This window comes from Stappia sp. (assembly GCF_048268045.1).
Lineage (GTDB): Bacteria > Pseudomonadota > Alphaproteobacteria > Rhizobiales > Stappiaceae > Stappia.
The window spans coordinates 152,659-166,580 of record NZ_JBLWWG010000006.1; the positions used below are offsets into that span (position 1 = coordinate 152,659).

The following is a 13,922-nucleotide window of genomic DNA, read 5'->3' on the forward strand; positions in this document are numbered from 1 at the left end:
GGCCAGTGAATTTGTCGGCTCCCGGTCGCCCGGGATGTTGTCTCTCTGGATATAGGGGTTTGTCGCGGCGTTAAAGAGGAGAGGGCAGCGCCTGATCGTCGCTTATGCCTGCCGCCGGCGTGGCGCGCTGGCCGCGCATGGACGATTTGTTTACCGCGGCAGGACTAATCTGCCCCGAATTGAAACACCTGAGCTCCGCAACCTGGGGCTCGCATGCGAGGCCGCACGAGATGATCCCCACCAGCGGACGCATCCTCATCGCCGACGACGATCCGGTCCAGCGCCGGCTGCTGGAAGAGGCGGTTAAGCGTTTCGGCTACCGGGCGCGCTGCGTGGAAAACGGCGCGGAGGCGGTGGCGCTGCTTACCGGCCCGGAAGGCTCCGACGTCGACCTGCTGATCCTCGATCTGGTCATGCCCGAGCTTGACGGCATGGGTGTCATCGCGAGGCTGCGCGAAGCACGGGTCGCAATTCCGATCATCGTGCAGACGGCGCATGCCGGCATCGACACGGCGGTCAACGCCATTCGCGCCGGCGCACAGGACTTTGTCGTCAAGCCGGTGTCGCCCGAGCGGCTGGAAGTGGCGATCCGCACCTTCATGCGCATGTCGGCGCTCGAGGGCGAGATCACCCGCATCCACAAGCAGTCGAGTGGCACCTTCACCTTCGACGATATCGTCACCCGATCCGAGGCGATGGACCGGGTGATCCGTGTCGGCAAGCGCGCGGCCGGTTCACAGATCCCGGTGTTGATCGAGGGCGAATCGGGCGTCGGCAAGGAGCTGATCGCGCGCGCCATCCAGGGCACCAGTGAGCGCAAGGCGCGTCCCTTCGTCACCGTGAACTGTGGCGCGATCCCGGAAAACCTGGTGGAATCGATCCTTTTCGGGCACGAGAAGGGAGCCTTCACCGGTGCGGTCGACAAGCATGTCGGCAAGTTCCAGGAGGCCCATGGCGGCACGCTGTTTCTCGACGAGGTCGGCGAACTGCCGCCGGAGATCCAGGTGAAGCTCTTGCGGGCTCTGCAGGAAGGCGAGATCGATCCGATCGGTGGCCGCCGTCCGGTCAAGGTCGATTTCCGCCTCATCTCTGCGACGAACCGCCGGCTGATCGATCTCGTCAAGGACGGCAGCTTCCGTGAGGACCTCTACTACCGGCTCAACGTCTTCCCGCTGTGGCTGCCCCCGCTTCGCGACCGTCGCGAGGATGTTCCCGATCTTGTGCGCCACTTCCTCGCCCGTTTCGCCGCCGAGGAGGGGCGTCCGCACATCGGATCGGTGGCGCCGGATGCGGTTGCCATGCTTCAGGCCTACGACTGGCCCGGCAATATCCGCCAGCTCGAGAACGCAGTCTTCCGCGCGGTCGTGCTGTGTGAGGGCAATCACCTGACGGTGGATGATTTTCCGCAGGTCCAGTCGGCCGTGCAGCAGATGCGCTCTGGTCCGAGCCGCCCGCTCGCTTCGGGGGCGGAGCTTTCCGGCCACCAGATCTCGGCTCAGGTGTTGGCTCCGGTGATGGCGGTCCAGGCGCATCCGGTGGGGCTGTCGGGCGCGTCCGCGCGCGATACCGCCGGTGCCGCGAGCGACCCGATGATCGGCACGGCCATTCCGCTTGGCGCGGGGGACGCCGCGTCGCCCTTCGGTTTCATTCGCAGTCTCGACGAGGAAGGGCACATTCGTTCGCTCGCCGATGTCGAGGCCGACATGATCCGGGCGGCGATTGAACACTACGGCGGGCGGATGACCGAAGTCGCGCGTAGGTTGTCAATCGGGCGCTCAACTCTCTATCGCAAGTTGAAAGACTATGGCCTTGAGGCAACAGACGAGGCGGAGGCGGCAGAATAGGGGGCAAGCGCGAGCGGCTCTGCCTTGCAATGGCCGCGGCCTGCAGGCTTCCTAGGCGAATCACAGCGCAACGCCCTTCGGCCCGGTTCCTCCGGGCCCCGTGCCGACAGGAAGAGCAGTCCATGCCGTTTGCCCGCGCCACCGCCCGCCATTCCAGCCGTGTCCTGCCGGTGTCCAGCGCGCTCTCTGGCGTGAGTCGCACCGTTCTGGCAGCGGTTGCCGGGGTCGCGCTGATCTCATGCCCGGCGCTTGCCAACACTGTTGTCTCTGGCAGCGCGCCGGCGGCAGCCTCCGCCGTCGACAGCGTTGTGCCGGCGCCCGACGCCCTTCCCGAAGCGGAGGCGAGCGCGCGTGAAACGCCCGCCGAGGCACGCCTGCTGGAGCGGATGCTGCGCGAAGGCGAGGGCCTGTCGCAGGCGGACGCGGAGCTTTCCTTCGTCACTCCGGCGCGTCGCAAGGCGATCCTTTCCGTTTATCAGGCGCGGGACTTCGCGCCGCTTTGGAGCGCGCAGGCGAGCCCGAGCCTGGCGGCGCGCGGCCTCCTGGTGCGTCTGCGCCATGCTGACCGGGACGGGCTGCGCCCGGCCGACTACGCGCTTCCGAAAGACCTCGCCAGCACGGCGGGCACGCTCGACGAGGCCACCGCCGCGCGTTTCGACGTGCTGCTGTCGCTGGCTCTTGTCGCCTATGCCGACCATGCCCAGGCGGGACGGGTCGAGCCGGAGAGCCTGTCCAAGCTGACAACGGCGAAGCCGACCCATCCCGATATCGCGGCAGCGCTGGAAAGCATTGCCTCGGCCAATGACCCGGTCGTCGCGCTTGACGGCTTCAACCCGCCGCAGGACGGTTTTCAGGCGCTGCGGCGCAAACTTGCAGAGCTGACCAGGCCGGGCGCGGCGGACGAGCGTCCGCCGGTCGTACCGGACGGCAAGGTGCTGAAGCTTGGTGTCAGTGACGAGCGGGTCGTGGTGCTGCGACAGCGCCTAGGCCTTGCGGAGGCTCCGGACGCCGAGGCGGCGGAGCCGGTTGCGGCGGTGTCGACAGACGGCGAAACCGCGCCGCAGGACGAGGATGTCGTGCAGGCGCTGGACGCGTCGATGACGGATCCCGCCTTCTACGATGAGCGGGTGAAGCAGGCGGTTGCGGATTTCCAGAAGGACAACGGCCTGCATCCGGACGGCGTCGTGGGCCCGCGCACGCTTCTCGCTCTCAACGCGGTCTCCGACGACGGCATGGCCGTTTCCGACGTCATCGCCAACATGGAGCGCTGGCGCTGGATGCCGCGCGATCTCGGCACATTCCACGTCTTCGTCAACATTCCCGAGTTCAAGGCGCGCCTGATACGCGACGGGCAGCCTGTCTATGAGACCCGCGTCGTCGTCGGCAAGCCGCAGAACCAGACGCCGGTTTTCTCTGACGAGATGGACCACGTCATCGTCAATCCCTACTGGAACGTGCCGTATTCCATCGCCTCGCAGGAGCTTCTGCCGGCGGCGCGGGCGAATTCCTCCTATCTGGCGAGCCGCAACTACGAGGTCGTCTCCGGCGGGCGCGTGGTCGATGCCTCGGCCATCGACTGGAGCGGGGTAAACCTGCGCTCGGTGCGCATCCGCCAGCGGCCGGGTGGCGGCAATGCGCTCGGCAAGATCAAGTTCATGTTCCCGAACCGGCATTCGGTCTACCTGCACGACACGCCGTCGAAGAGCCTGTTTTCGCGCTCGAGCCGGGCCTTCTCGCATGGTTGCGTCAGGGTGCAGGATCCGTTCGACTTCGCCGATGCGCTTCTTCAGCTCGACCCGCGCTGGGATGCGAAGAAGCTCAAGGCAATGATCGGGGGGCAGGAAAAGCGGGTCGATCTCAGCAGCCGGATCCCGGTGCATCTGGCCTATTTCACGGCCTTCGTCGATGAGAACGGGCTGCTTCAGCGGCGCCCTGACATCTATGGACACAACGCCACGCTGACCAAGGCTCTCGGCATCGACGGCTGGCAAGACTGGCAGCGTTTCGCGGTCGTGGTTCGCCAGGCTCCGCCCGCGCCGGTTCAGGCGCGCAAGGAGACCGGCGAGAGCAGGAAGGCGGAGGCGCTGTCCATCAAGCAGCAGCGGGCGAAGCTGATGCAGCTTCGCATGCGCGGCGGCAACGACATGTATCGCTGAAGCGGCTGGTCTGGCCGGGTCATCGGGCGAAACGGCATATTTGTTGGCGCGGACAAGAGGGTTTGCCGCTTTTTTTCGGAATTGATGCGCATTTGCCACGATTTGCGCTCAATTTTGAATACGGTAAAGGCTTCTTAACCTAGGTCCCTTACATCAGTCCAATTGGGGGGCGGATGTCGGCGGCACCGCCGATGAAATATGCGAGACTGACATTGCTCGAGGCATGGTTCTCCCTGCGGGGTCTTCGCGTCTGGGCGTCTGCGATGATGATCGCGGCCGCGTGCCTGATCGCGCTTCCGTTCACGGCTTCGACAGCCGCGGCCGAGACGCGGACGCTGAAGCTCTACAACACCCACACGCATGAGCGGGTTTCGATCACGTTCAAGAAGAACGGGCGCTATGTCTCCGAGGGACTGCGCGAGCTCAACCGCTTTCTGCGCGACTGGCGCCGCAACGAGGTCACCAAGATGGACCCGGCGCTGTTCGACCTGATCTGGGAAGTCTATCGCGACGCCGGCGGCTCGGAGCCGATCCATGTCGTGTCGGGCTACCGTTCTCCCGCCACGAACAACATGCTGCGCGGTCGCTCCCGTGGCGTCGCCAAGAAAAGCCAGCATATGCGCGGCAAGGCGATGGATTTCTTCATTCCCGGCGTGAACCTCGCCAAGCTGCGCGCCACGGGCCTGCGCAAGGAAATCGGCGGTGTTGGTTTCTATCCCACGTCGCGTTCGCCTTTCGTGCACATGGACACCGGCTCGGTGCGGCACTGGCCGCGGATGACCCGGACCCAGCTTGCCCGTGTCTTCCCGCGCGGCGACACCATTCACATTCCCACCGACGGCAAGAAGATGCCGCGCTATGCGGAAGCGCTGGCGCGTCACAAGCCCGGCTCAAAGAGCTCAACGCGTACGATGGTGGCAAGTGCCGCGCCGAGCGCGTCCGCGCGTAGCTCCGGCGACCTCGAGCGTGGCGGCGCTGCCCGTCGCGCCGGCCTGTCCGGCAACCAGGGCCCGGGCCTGATCGCGCGTCTGTTTGGCGGCGACGAGGACGAGGGCGATCAGAGCGCACCGACGCCGCCGGCCCCGATCCGCAGCCGTATTGCCGCAGCTCCCGAAGCCGCACCGGTTCCCGCTCCCGCACCCGCCGACGCGCCTCCGGGCGTGAAGGTGGCCGAGGTTGAGGCGCCGGCGACGGCGGAACCCGATCCGGTCGTCATCGCCCAGGTGCTGCCGCGCCTGAAGCCGGCGGGCTTTGCCGCCGTGGTCGCTGCTGCCCGTGCCGGCTCCGTTGCACCGGGGACGCTTGAGGCGCAGGCCCAGCGTCTCGCCAGCGGCCTTCCGCCCGTCGATGCGCCGGCAACCGCCGCTGAACGTCCTCTCGTTGTGGCCTCCGTGGCGCCTATTGCAAAGCCGGCCGAACTGCGGCAGGGCCCGGTTCCCCAGCAAGCCGCGCGCAGCGCCGTGCCGCGTCCTGCTCCGGCCGACGCCGCCTCGGCAATCGCCGCCGTCACTGGCGGCACCGCGCCGCAGCGCAAGCCGCAGACCGACCTCGGTGGCGCGACGCTGGCCTTCGCGCCGTCCTCGAGCATGGCGTCCGCCTCGGCGCTTCCGTCCGCGCCTGTCGGTGTACCTCAGCGGCGCGAGACCCGTGGCAAGGCCGACGCTGCCTCGCTGGCCGGCCGGCTGCCGGACCCGATCATTCGCGATCCGTTGGCCCGCTTCGCTTCGTTGCCGGATCGCTCGCTTCCCGACCTGATCTCGGGAACAGTGAACACGCGCACCTTGACCTTCGCGCAGTTGCGTCATCCGAACCAGCGTCGTCTCGAGCTGCTGCTCGCGCCGGGCGGTCGGGTCTACGCCAATCGTTTCTCGGCGGCCCATAGCTCCGGCTCTCCCCGCTCGGATCGCTTCGAGGGGCCGGCGGTGGTGATGTTGCCGGTGGTGTCCTTCCAGTAAAAGACCATCTTCCCGGTCTCGTGCGACAACGAAAAACGCCCGCGGTCCGATCCGGACAGCGGGCGTTTTTCGTTTCGATCTCGCGGATCGCGGGAGGCCTTGATCAGCGGCTTCGGCGAGAAGATTGCGGGGCCCCGCGCGGAGCGTTCGCCCGTTCTCCTCAGCGGGCGGGCAGTGCCGCGGAGGTTCCGCGGTCGATGCGGCCGAGGCCTTCCTTGGCAATCGTGTTTGACGGGTCGATGCCGAGCGCACGGGAATAGGAGCGGCGCGCATCCTTGGTCTGGCCGGTGGTCTCGAGCGCGAAGCCACGGTTCGCCCATGCGACGGCGGAGCGCGGGTCGCGGTTGACGGCATCGGAGAGATCCGAGAGCGCTGCCTTGGGATCGTTCAGCGCCAGATACGACAGGCCACGGGCGATGTAAGGCTCGGCCGCGTTCGGATCGAGACCGATGGCGGTCGCGAAGTCTTCGACGGCGCGGGTGTGGTTGCCCTGGGCCTGATAGATCAGGCCCCTGTTGTGGAAGGCGCGGGCATTGCTCGAATCAAGCGCGATCGCGGCATTGAAGTCGGCGAGCGCCAGATCGTTGCGCCCGAGCGAACGATAGGCATTGCCCCGCCCGACGAGCGCGGCGTCATAGTCCGGCTTGATGCGCAGGGCTGCGCTGTAGTCGTTGACGGCCGCCTGCAGATTGCCCATGCGCCGATAGACGAGAGCCCGGTTCGCATAGGACTGGTAGGAGTTCGGCTCAAGCTTCAGCGCGGTGTTGAAGTCGGCGATGGCCTGGTCGTAGCGGCCGGCGCGTCCGTAGGCGATGCCCCGGGTGTTGTAGGCGCTGGCGTCACGCGGATTCGATTCAATGACAGCGTTGAGGGAATCGATGTTGGCGGTCGAGCCGGCCGACTGGTCGATCTGGACGCCGTTGGAAAAATTCGAGGACTGGCAGCCGGCAAGCGCCAGCCCGCCGGCCAGGAGCGCCGCGAGCATCGTAGGGCGAGGTCTGTCGGCGCTCCGGAAATCGGTGCGCCGGGCATCCGCCTCGATGAAAAAATCAGCCCGCGCTGTCGCTTTCCGCATTGCCGCTCCTGCCCCTTGGCTCCTGTCGCACGAAGATCAGCCGTGCCTTGCCCGTTTGCCGTCATCACATGCCGGGCGAAAGCCGTTCGTCGCTGCCACCCATCCTGAACACGCATAATGACCGATTCGGGCCGAAACCCGACAGTACGCAGGGCGCGCCGTTGCAACGCCACAAACGCAAACGGACCAACCGCGTAGCGGATTGGCCCGTCTGAAACGTATCATGTTGCGGCGAGCCGCCCGTATGGCTCGCGTCGGCACGCGAGACGGGATATCGGCACCGACTGACCGGTAGGCCTGTGACGTATTCCGCCGCAGCCCTGGCCACGTTCGCGAGAACACGTGCCACCGAGGTAGCCCGCTGCGCAAACACTGCCAAGTTCCGTCCCTGAGAACGGACATGGCGTGGTCGCACCTTGTCCTGGAAACGCTTGAGGCAACCCCCGCATCACCGCGCCGCCCGTGCAGGCAGCGCAGAAAGGCGATTAGCGGCGGGGAGCCTTGCTCGGCAGCAGACCTTCGCGCTGGGCGCGCTTACGCGCCAGCTTGCGAGCGCGGCGCACGGCCTCGGCCTTCTCGCGAGCCTTCTTTTCGGAAGGCTTCTCGTAGTGGCCGCGAAGCTTCATCTCGCGAAAGATGCCTTCGCGCTGCATTTTCTTCTTCAGCGCCTTGAGCGCTTGATCGACATTGTTGTCGCGGACCAGAACCTGCACGCGTTTCTTTCCCATCAAGTTTGCACGAGATGCTGCAAGGCATCCGGCGCTGGATCTCGTTCAGTGTGATTCGGAAGCGAAACCGGACGAAGTCGAAACAGACCACCATCCGTAAGGGGCAGCCGTTGCACATGATGCCGGCGGCGCCGCTTTCACGTCGCTAATCAGGTGGGTTAGTTAGCAGAGGAGTTCCGGCTTGTCCACCGCCATGAGTGGCGAAATTGCCGCTTTTCGCGCGCTTGCGGGCTTCATTGTCGCCAGCAGGGGGCGGGCAAAGCGCGGGGAACGCGCCCTTCCACCCGCCAGCCTCGCGGGTGGACATATGCAGTTGGCGGGGATACCAGACACCAACGGATCGCAGTCGGGTCCGGGCGGCCGGCGGCGCGCGAGTTTGCGCTTCGCGACGGCCATTTCTCGGAGTTGATGACATGGCGGATGCACCGTCGCAATCCACCTTTGGCGGCGGCTCGCCCGGCCAGCCGGAACCGGGCGGCAGTCCGCGGAACTGGTCTGAGTACTGGCGCTGCGAGCTTCGCCCGACGCTGTCGCTCGGCTTGCCCATGGCCGGGGCACAGGTCGCGCAGATTGCCGTCAACACCACCGACGTCCTGATGATCGGCTGGCTCGGGGCGACCGAGCTTGCCGCCGCTGTGCTCGCGTTCAATCTCTACATCGTGGTCTGGCTCTTTGGTATTGGCGTGCTGCAGGCGGTCATTCCGCTCGCGGCGCGGGCCCGGGGCCAGAAGCGGCCGCGCGATCTGCGCCGTGCCGTGCGCATGGGCTTCTGGTTCGTGGCGATCTACTCGCTGCCGGTGATGGTGCTTCTCTGGTTCACGGAGGACCTGCTGCTGGCGTTGGGTCAGGCGCCGGACGTTGCCGCGCTGTCGGGCCAATATATGCAGGTGATGCTCTTCGGCTTTATGCCCTCGTTGATGACCATGGCGCTGCGCAGTTTCATCTCGGTGATGGAGAAGGCGCAGGTGGTGCTCTGGGCGACTATCGCCGGCGCGATCGCCAATGCGATCTTCGATTATTGCCTGATCTTCGGCCATTTCGGCATGCCGCGCCTGGAACTCATCGGTGCGGGCATCGCCTCCGTGGGAACGGCTACGGTGACCTTCCTGCTGCTTGTCGTCTGGTCGGCGCGTGACCGCCAGCTTCGCCGCTATGCCATTTTCGGCCGCATCTGGCGCTCGGACTGGCCGAAGCTGGCCGAGATCGTCCGGCTCGGCTGGCCCATCGCCGTGACGCTGCTGATGGAAGTTGCGCTCTTTTCCGCTTCTTCGGTGATGATGGGGTGGATCGGCACGATCCAGCTTGCCGCCCATGGCATCGCCCTGCAGCTTGCCTCGATCACCTTCATGGTTCCGCTCGGCCTTGGCCAGGCGGCGATGATCCGCATCGGGCTTGCCGCGGGACGGCGCGACCTGGGCGCTGTCGGGCGGGCAGGCTGGACGGCGCTTGCCGTTTCGGGTGCGTTCATGGGCGTTTGCGCCATCATGCTGTGGGTCATGCCGGAACCCTTCGTGCGGTTGTTCCTCGATCTGAGAAATCCCGACGCCATGCAGGTGCTGACAATCGGCATCAGCTTCGTGTTCATGGCCGCGCTGTTCCAGATCTTCGACGGAGCGCAGGTGGTTGCCGGCAACATCTTGCGTGGGCTTTCCGACACCAAGGTTCCGATGGTGATCGCCGTCATCGGGTATTGGGGCGTCGGTTTCACGCTTGCCTATGTGCTGGGCTTCACGCTCGATTTCGGCGGACTTGGCATCTGGGCCGGTCTTGCGAGCGGGCTGGCCCTTGTCGCCGTCGTCTCGATCTGGCGTTTCGCGCAGCGCGAACGCTACGGTCTCATCTAGCGGCGGGCGTGCCGCGACATGAAAAAGGCCGGCGCATCATCGCCGGCCTTTTTTGTGTTCAGGGTGCGGTTGCCGTCAGGCGCGCAGCGGGCGCAGCCGGTTGACGTGGCCCATCTTGCGGCCCGGGCGGGTCTCGGCCTTGCCGTAGAGGTGCAGGCAGGCATCCGGCTCGGCCAGGATTCCGGCCCAGCCGTCGACCTCGTCACCGATCAGGTTTTCCATCACGACGTCCGAATGCCGTTCGGCACTGCCGAGCGGCAGCCCGGCAACGGCGCGCATGTGCTGTTCGAACTGCGAGACATGGCATGCGGCCTCAGTCCAGTGACCGGAGTTGTGCACGCGCGGGGCGATCTCGTTGACGAGGATGCGCTGAGCGCTTCCCTGCGGGAGCACGAAGAGCTCGACGCCGATGACGCCAACGTAGTCGAGCTTGTCGCAGACCGCCTCGGCAAGCCCGCGCGCCTCGGCGGCAAGCCCACCATCGATCTGCGCCGGCACGGTCGAGGTCTTGAGAATATGGTCGCGGTGAATGTTCTCCGCCACGTCATAGGCGCGCAGGGTGCCGTCCATGCCACGGGCCGCGATCACCGATACCTCGCGCTCGAACGGGACGAAGGTCTCCAGGATCGCAGGTGCCCGGCCGATCCGCTCGAATGCGCCGGCGGCGTCCTGGGGGGTGCGCAGGAGGGTTTGGCCCTTGCCGTCGTAGCCCATGCGCCGCGTCTTGAGGATGCCCTTGCCACCAAGCTTTTCGAGCGCGGGAGCCACGGCGGCGGCCTCGTCGATGGCAATGAAACCGGCGACCGGGATGCCGGCCTCGCGCAAGAAGGTCTTTTCGTGAAGCCGGTCCTGCGAGACGGCAAGCGGGCGGGGGCCCGGGCGCACGGCCACCCGTGCAGCCAGATGGGCTGCGGTGGGGCCGGGCACGTTCTCGAATTCGTAGGTCACCACATCGACCGATGACGCGAAGAGCTCCAGCGCCGCGGTGTCGTCGTAGCCGGCGATCGTATAGGTCGTGGCCACGTCGAAGGCCGGGCTTTCCGGGTCAGGGCAATAGACATGCGTCTTCAGACCGAGTGGAGCGGCGGCAAGCGCCAGCATGCGACCGAGCTGGCCGCCGCCTAGAATACCGATCGTGTCGCCGGGCACGAGCCGGCGGGTGTCGAGAGAATCGCTCATCGTGGGTTCCGGTCAGTCTTCGTCGACGGGTCGTTCGGCGACGGCATCGCGCTGGCGGGCGCGCCAGTCGTCGAGCCGCGCGGCGAGGCCGGCGTCGGTGAGGGCAAGGACGGATGCCGCCAGCAAGGCCGCATTGACCGCGCCCGCGCGGCCGATGGCCAGAGTGCCGACCGGAATGCCGGCTGGCATCTGGACGATGGAGAGGAGGCTGTCCTGTCCCTTGAGGGCGCGGGATTCGATCGGCACGCCGAATACCGGAAGCGGGGTCATCGAGGCGGCCATGCCCGGTAGGTGCGCGGCGCCGCCAGCGCCGGCGATCACCACCTTGAACCCGGCGTCCCGTGCCGTGCGGGCAAAGTCGAACAGTCGCTCAGGGGTGCGGTGGGCGGAGACGATGCGGGCGTCGTGGGAAACGCCGAGCGCGTCGAGCGTCTCGGCCGCATGCTTCATCGTCGGCCAGTCGGACTGGCTCCCCATGATGATGGCGACCTGCGGCGTCTTGTCTGTCATGCCCACCCCTTGGATGTCGTGGCCCCTCGGGCCCTCAGGAAGGCTCCGCACTATAGGCAGCACGCGCCCGCACGCAAGGGCGAAGCGCGGCCGCGATGCGCGGCGGGTACCCCGTGTGCGCTCTGAAAGCCGGGGATGACGTTTTCAGGCGATGATGTCGGGCAGGAGCCTGTCCTCAAGGGTCGTGATGCGATCCTTGATGCAGAGCTTCTTCTTCTTCAGCCGCTGAAGTTGCAATGCGTCAGAGCGGCCGGTCTGTGTCATGGCGTCGATCGCCATATCGAGATCCCGGTGCTCCTGTCTGAGCTTCGCCAGCTCGATACGCACCACCTTGTCATCGAGCTCGCTGCTCATCGTCGCATCCATGCCGCCACTCCATACGCCGTGCGCCAAATATGCCATGACGGGTCACCGGGCACCACATCCTGCCGCAGGCGCGGCAATGCCGGAGAGTTCTCTGCGCCATGATGTCGCGCCACGGCCCGTCCTGAGTTGGAGGATAGCGCGAGGACGGCGCGAAAGGTAGGGGAATGCCGCGCCGCACGCGATGTCTCGCGTTTTTGCCTCTACGGAAAGAATTGGCTAACGCAGCCTTCGAACGGCGACCTGAACCGTTCGACAGCCTCGTTTTCCTGTGTCACACTCCTGTCGTCAACGCGAAGACAAGGAGGAATAAATGTCCCTTCAGTCGCATCTCGTCGAACTGCAGAAGCGTCACTCCGACCTCGAGCGCAAGCTTGAGGAAGCGATGCGCCACCCGAGTTCGGATTCACTCGAGATAGCCTCGCTCAAGCGTCGTAAACTACAGCTCAAGGACGAGATCGCGAGGATCAACTCCTCCGCGACAATTCACTGAAGTCACGCCTTGACGACAGTTGGCCTTCTTCCCCCCGATGAAGGCCCAGAAGACCAGAAGCCGCGGCATAGCCGCGGCTTTTGTCTCTGTGGGACGGTGACTTTCCGGGTCAGACGGAGCGGGCCATTTCGCGCAGCACGAACTTCTGGATCTTGCCGGTGGAGGTCTTCGGCAGTTCGGTGAAGACGACGGTGCGGGGCACCTTGTAGCTGGCCAGATGCGTGCGGCAGAAGGCGATGAGTTCCTCCGCGCTCACGCTGGCATCCTGCCGAAGCTCGACGAAGGCGCAAGGCGTCTCGCCCCACTTCTCGTCGGGTTTGGCGACAACGGCGGCCCCGAGCACGTCCGGGTGCCTGAACAGCGCTTCCTCCACCTCGATGGAGGAAATGTTCTCGCCTCCGGAAATGATGATGTCCTTGGAGCGGTCCTTGAGCTGGATGTAGCCGTCCTCGTGCAACACGCCGAGGTCGCCGGAGTGGAACCAGCCGCCGGCGAAGGCCTCCGCCGTCGCGTCCGGGTTCTTCAGATAGCCCTTCATCACCACGTTGCCGCGGAACATGACCTCGCCGAGCGTCTCGCCGTCGGCGGGCACTGGCTCCATCGTCAGCGGATCGCGCACACTCAGGCCTTCGAGGGCCACGTAGCGCACACCCTGGCGGGCCTTCAGCGCGGCCTGCTCGGCCGCGGGGCGCTGGTTCCATTCGCCCTTCCATTCGTTGACGACGGCCGGGCCGTAGACCTCGGTGAGGCCGTAGAGATGCGTGACGTTGAAGCCCGCCTCGCGCATCGCGGCGAGCACGGATTCAGGAGGCGGGGCGGCAGCGGTGAAGAAGTCCACCGCCCGGCCCTCGAGGTCTCGCTTGTCGGACTCGGGCGCGTTGAGCAGCGTCGACATGACAACGGGCGCGCCGCACAGATGGGTGACGCCTTCCTCCGCGATCAGGTCCCAGATCGGTTTCGGACGAACCCAGCGCAGGCAGACATGGGTGCCCGCCACAACCGAGATCGACCAGGGGAAGCACCAGCCGTTGCAGTGGAACATCGGCAGCGTCCACAGGTACACCGGGTGGCGCCCCATCGCGGCGGTAAGGATGTTCGCCTGGGCCAGCAGGTAGGCGCCGCGATGATGGTAGACGACGCCCTTCGGGTTGCCGGTGGTGCCGGAGGTGTAGTTGAGCGAGATCGCGTCCCACTCGTCCTCGGGCAGCGACCAGGCGAAGTCCGCGTCACCCGAGGCGACGAACTCCTCGTAGTCGCGGCTGCCGAGTTTCTCTCCCGTTTGCGGGAATTCCAGGTCGTCATAGTCGATGACGACCGGCTTCACCGTGGCAAGCGCCAGGGCTTCCTTCATGACCGGCGCGAATTCCCGGTCGGTGATGATGAGCTTCGTCTCGGCATGGTCGAGCTGGAAGGCGATGACCGCCGCATCGAGGCGCGTGTTGAGCGAATGCAGCACCGCCCCGGTCATCGGCACGCCATAGTGCGCCTCGAGCATCGGAGGGGTGTTGGAGAGCATGGCCGTCACCGTGTCGTTCTTGCCGATGCCCTGGCGGGCCAGGGCCGAGGCGAGCTTGCGCGCGCGCTCGTAGAACTCAGCGTAGGTGCGGCGCTGGCGTCCGTGGACGATGGCGACCTGCTGGGGAAAGATGTCTGCGGCGCGCGCCAGGAAGCTGAGAGGCGAAAGCGGCGTGTGATTCGCCAGGCATTTGTCGAGATCGCGCGTGTACGGATTGCCGGTTGCGGCCATGTGGTGTCCCTCGCTGCCGGTGTCCTGT

General features: G+C 66.1%; 11 protein-coding genes. 5 read left to right on the top strand and 6 right to left on the bottom strand.

Annotated elements, in window-relative coordinates:
- Positions 1–230 precede the first annotated feature (230 nt).
- The 3 genes from ACN0WF_RS11600 (at position 231) to ACN0WF_RS11610 (ending at position 5,955) form a co-directional block, all read left to right on the top strand.
- The gene (locus ACN0WF_RS11600; RefSeq protein WP_417772979.1) at positions 231–1,844 is read left to right on the top strand and encodes a sigma-54-dependent transcriptional regulator; all 1,614 of its coding nucleotides are present in this window, start codon (positions 231–233) and stop codon (positions 1,842–1,844) included.
- A gap of 122 nt (positions 1,845–1,966) precedes the next feature.
- Positions 1,967–4,000: a L,D-transpeptidase family protein gene (locus ACN0WF_RS11605; RefSeq protein ID WP_417772980.1), complete on the top strand. Its 2,034-nt coding sequence runs from the start codon at positions 1,967–1,969 to the stop codon at positions 3,998–4,000.
- A 191-nt stretch (positions 4,001–4,191) separates the two neighbouring features.
- Positions 4,192–5,955: a DUF882 domain-containing protein gene (locus ACN0WF_RS11610; RefSeq protein ID WP_417772981.1), complete on the top strand. Its 1,764-nt coding sequence runs from the start codon at positions 4,192–4,194 to the stop codon at positions 5,953–5,955.
- Positions 5,956–6,115: 160 nt separating this feature from the next.
- Here the strand turns inward: ACN0WF_RS11610 and ACN0WF_RS11615 are convergent, their stop codons facing one another.
- Both ACN0WF_RS11615 and rpsU read right to left on the bottom strand, forming a co-directional pair.
- On the bottom strand, positions 6,116–6,940 hold the full coding sequence (locus ACN0WF_RS11615) for a tetratricopeptide repeat protein (RefSeq protein ID WP_417772982.1): 825 nt from the start codon (positions 6,938–6,940) through the stop codon (positions 6,116–6,118).
- A gap of 575 nt (positions 6,941–7,515) precedes the next feature.
- Positions 7,516–7,743, bottom strand: a complete 228-nt coding sequence (rpsU, locus tag ACN0WF_RS11620; protein ID WP_029059436.1) for a 30S ribosomal protein S21 — start codon at positions 7,741–7,743, stop codon at positions 7,516–7,518.
- Positions 7,744–8,171: 428 nt separating this feature from the next.
- Here rpsU and ACN0WF_RS11625 point away from each other — a divergent pair, with 428 nt between their 5' ends.
- A complete protein-coding gene (locus tag ACN0WF_RS11625; RefSeq protein WP_417772983.1) occupies positions 8,172–9,602 on the top strand; it encodes an MATE family efflux transporter in 1,431 nt (476 codons plus the stop codon).
- A 75-nt stretch (positions 9,603–9,677) separates the two neighbouring features.
- Here the strand turns inward: ACN0WF_RS11625 and ACN0WF_RS11630 are convergent, their stop codons facing one another.
- From ACN0WF_RS11630 to ACN0WF_RS11640, 3 genes are all read right to left on the bottom strand, one after another.
- Positions 9,678–10,781, bottom strand: coding sequence for a 5-(carboxyamino)imidazole ribonucleotide synthase (locus ACN0WF_RS11630; RefSeq protein WP_417772984.1), 1,104 nt, complete (start codon positions 10,779–10,781; stop codon positions 9,678–9,680).
- A gap of 12 nt (positions 10,782–10,793) precedes the next feature.
- Complete coding sequence (purE, locus tag ACN0WF_RS11635; RefSeq protein WP_417772985.1) at positions 10,794–11,291, bottom strand: 5-(carboxyamino)imidazole ribonucleotide mutase; 498 nt, start codon at positions 11,289–11,291, stop codon at positions 10,794–10,796.
- Positions 11,292–11,435: 144 nt separating this feature from the next.
- A complete protein-coding gene (locus ACN0WF_RS11640) occupies positions 11,436–11,645 on the bottom strand; it encodes a YdcH family protein (RefSeq protein ID WP_417772986.1) in 210 nt (69 codons plus the stop codon).
- Positions 11,646–11,967: 322 nt separating this feature from the next.
- Here ACN0WF_RS11640 and ACN0WF_RS11645 point away from each other — a divergent pair, with 322 nt between their 5' ends.
- Positions 11,968–12,147, top strand: coding sequence for a YdcH family protein (locus tag ACN0WF_RS11645; RefSeq protein WP_417772987.1), 180 nt, complete (start codon positions 11,968–11,970; stop codon positions 12,145–12,147).
- 109 nt (positions 12,148–12,256) lie between these two features.
- Here the strand turns inward: ACN0WF_RS11645 and ACN0WF_RS11650 are convergent, their stop codons facing one another.
- Positions 12,257–13,894, bottom strand: a complete 1,638-nt coding sequence (locus tag ACN0WF_RS11650; RefSeq protein ID WP_417772988.1) for an acyl-CoA synthetase — start codon at positions 13,892–13,894, stop codon at positions 12,257–12,259.
- Positions 13,895–13,922 lie beyond the last annotated feature (28 nt).

Coding starts and splice junctions, on each gene's coding strand:
- ACN0WF_RS11600 (WP_417772979.1), top strand. CDS start 231: ATGATCCCCACCAGCGGACGCATCCTCATCGCCGACGACGATCCGGTC.
- ACN0WF_RS11605 (WP_417772980.1), top strand. CDS start 1,967: ATGCCGTTTGCCCGCGCCACCGCCCGCCATTCCAGCCGTGTCCTGCCG.
- ACN0WF_RS11610 (WP_417772981.1), top strand. CDS start 4,192: ATGAAATATGCGAGACTGACATTGCTCGAGGCATGGTTCTCCCTGCGG.
- ACN0WF_RS11615 (WP_417772982.1), bottom strand. CDS start 6,940: ATGCTCGCGGCGCTCCTGGCCGGCGGGCTGGCGCTTGCCGGCTGCCAG.
- ACN0WF_RS11625 (WP_417772983.1), top strand. CDS start 8,172: ATGGCGGATGCACCGTCGCAATCCACCTTTGGCGGCGGCTCGCCCGGC.
- ACN0WF_RS11630 (WP_417772984.1), bottom strand. CDS start 10,781: ATGAGCGATTCTCTCGACACCCGCCGGCTCGTGCCCGGCGACACGATC.
- purE (WP_417772985.1), bottom strand. CDS start 11,291: ATGACAGACAAGACGCCGCAGGTCGCCATCATCATGGGGAGCCAGTCC.
- ACN0WF_RS11640 (WP_417772986.1), bottom strand. CDS start 11,645: ATGAGCAGCGAGCTCGATGACAAGGTGGTGCGTATCGAGCTGGCGAAG.
- ACN0WF_RS11645 (WP_417772987.1), top strand. CDS start 11,968: ATGTCCCTTCAGTCGCATCTCGTCGAACTGCAGAAGCGTCACTCCGAC.
- ACN0WF_RS11650 (WP_417772988.1), bottom strand. CDS start 13,894: ATGGCCGCAACCGGCAATCCGTACACGCGCGATCTCGACAAATGCCTG.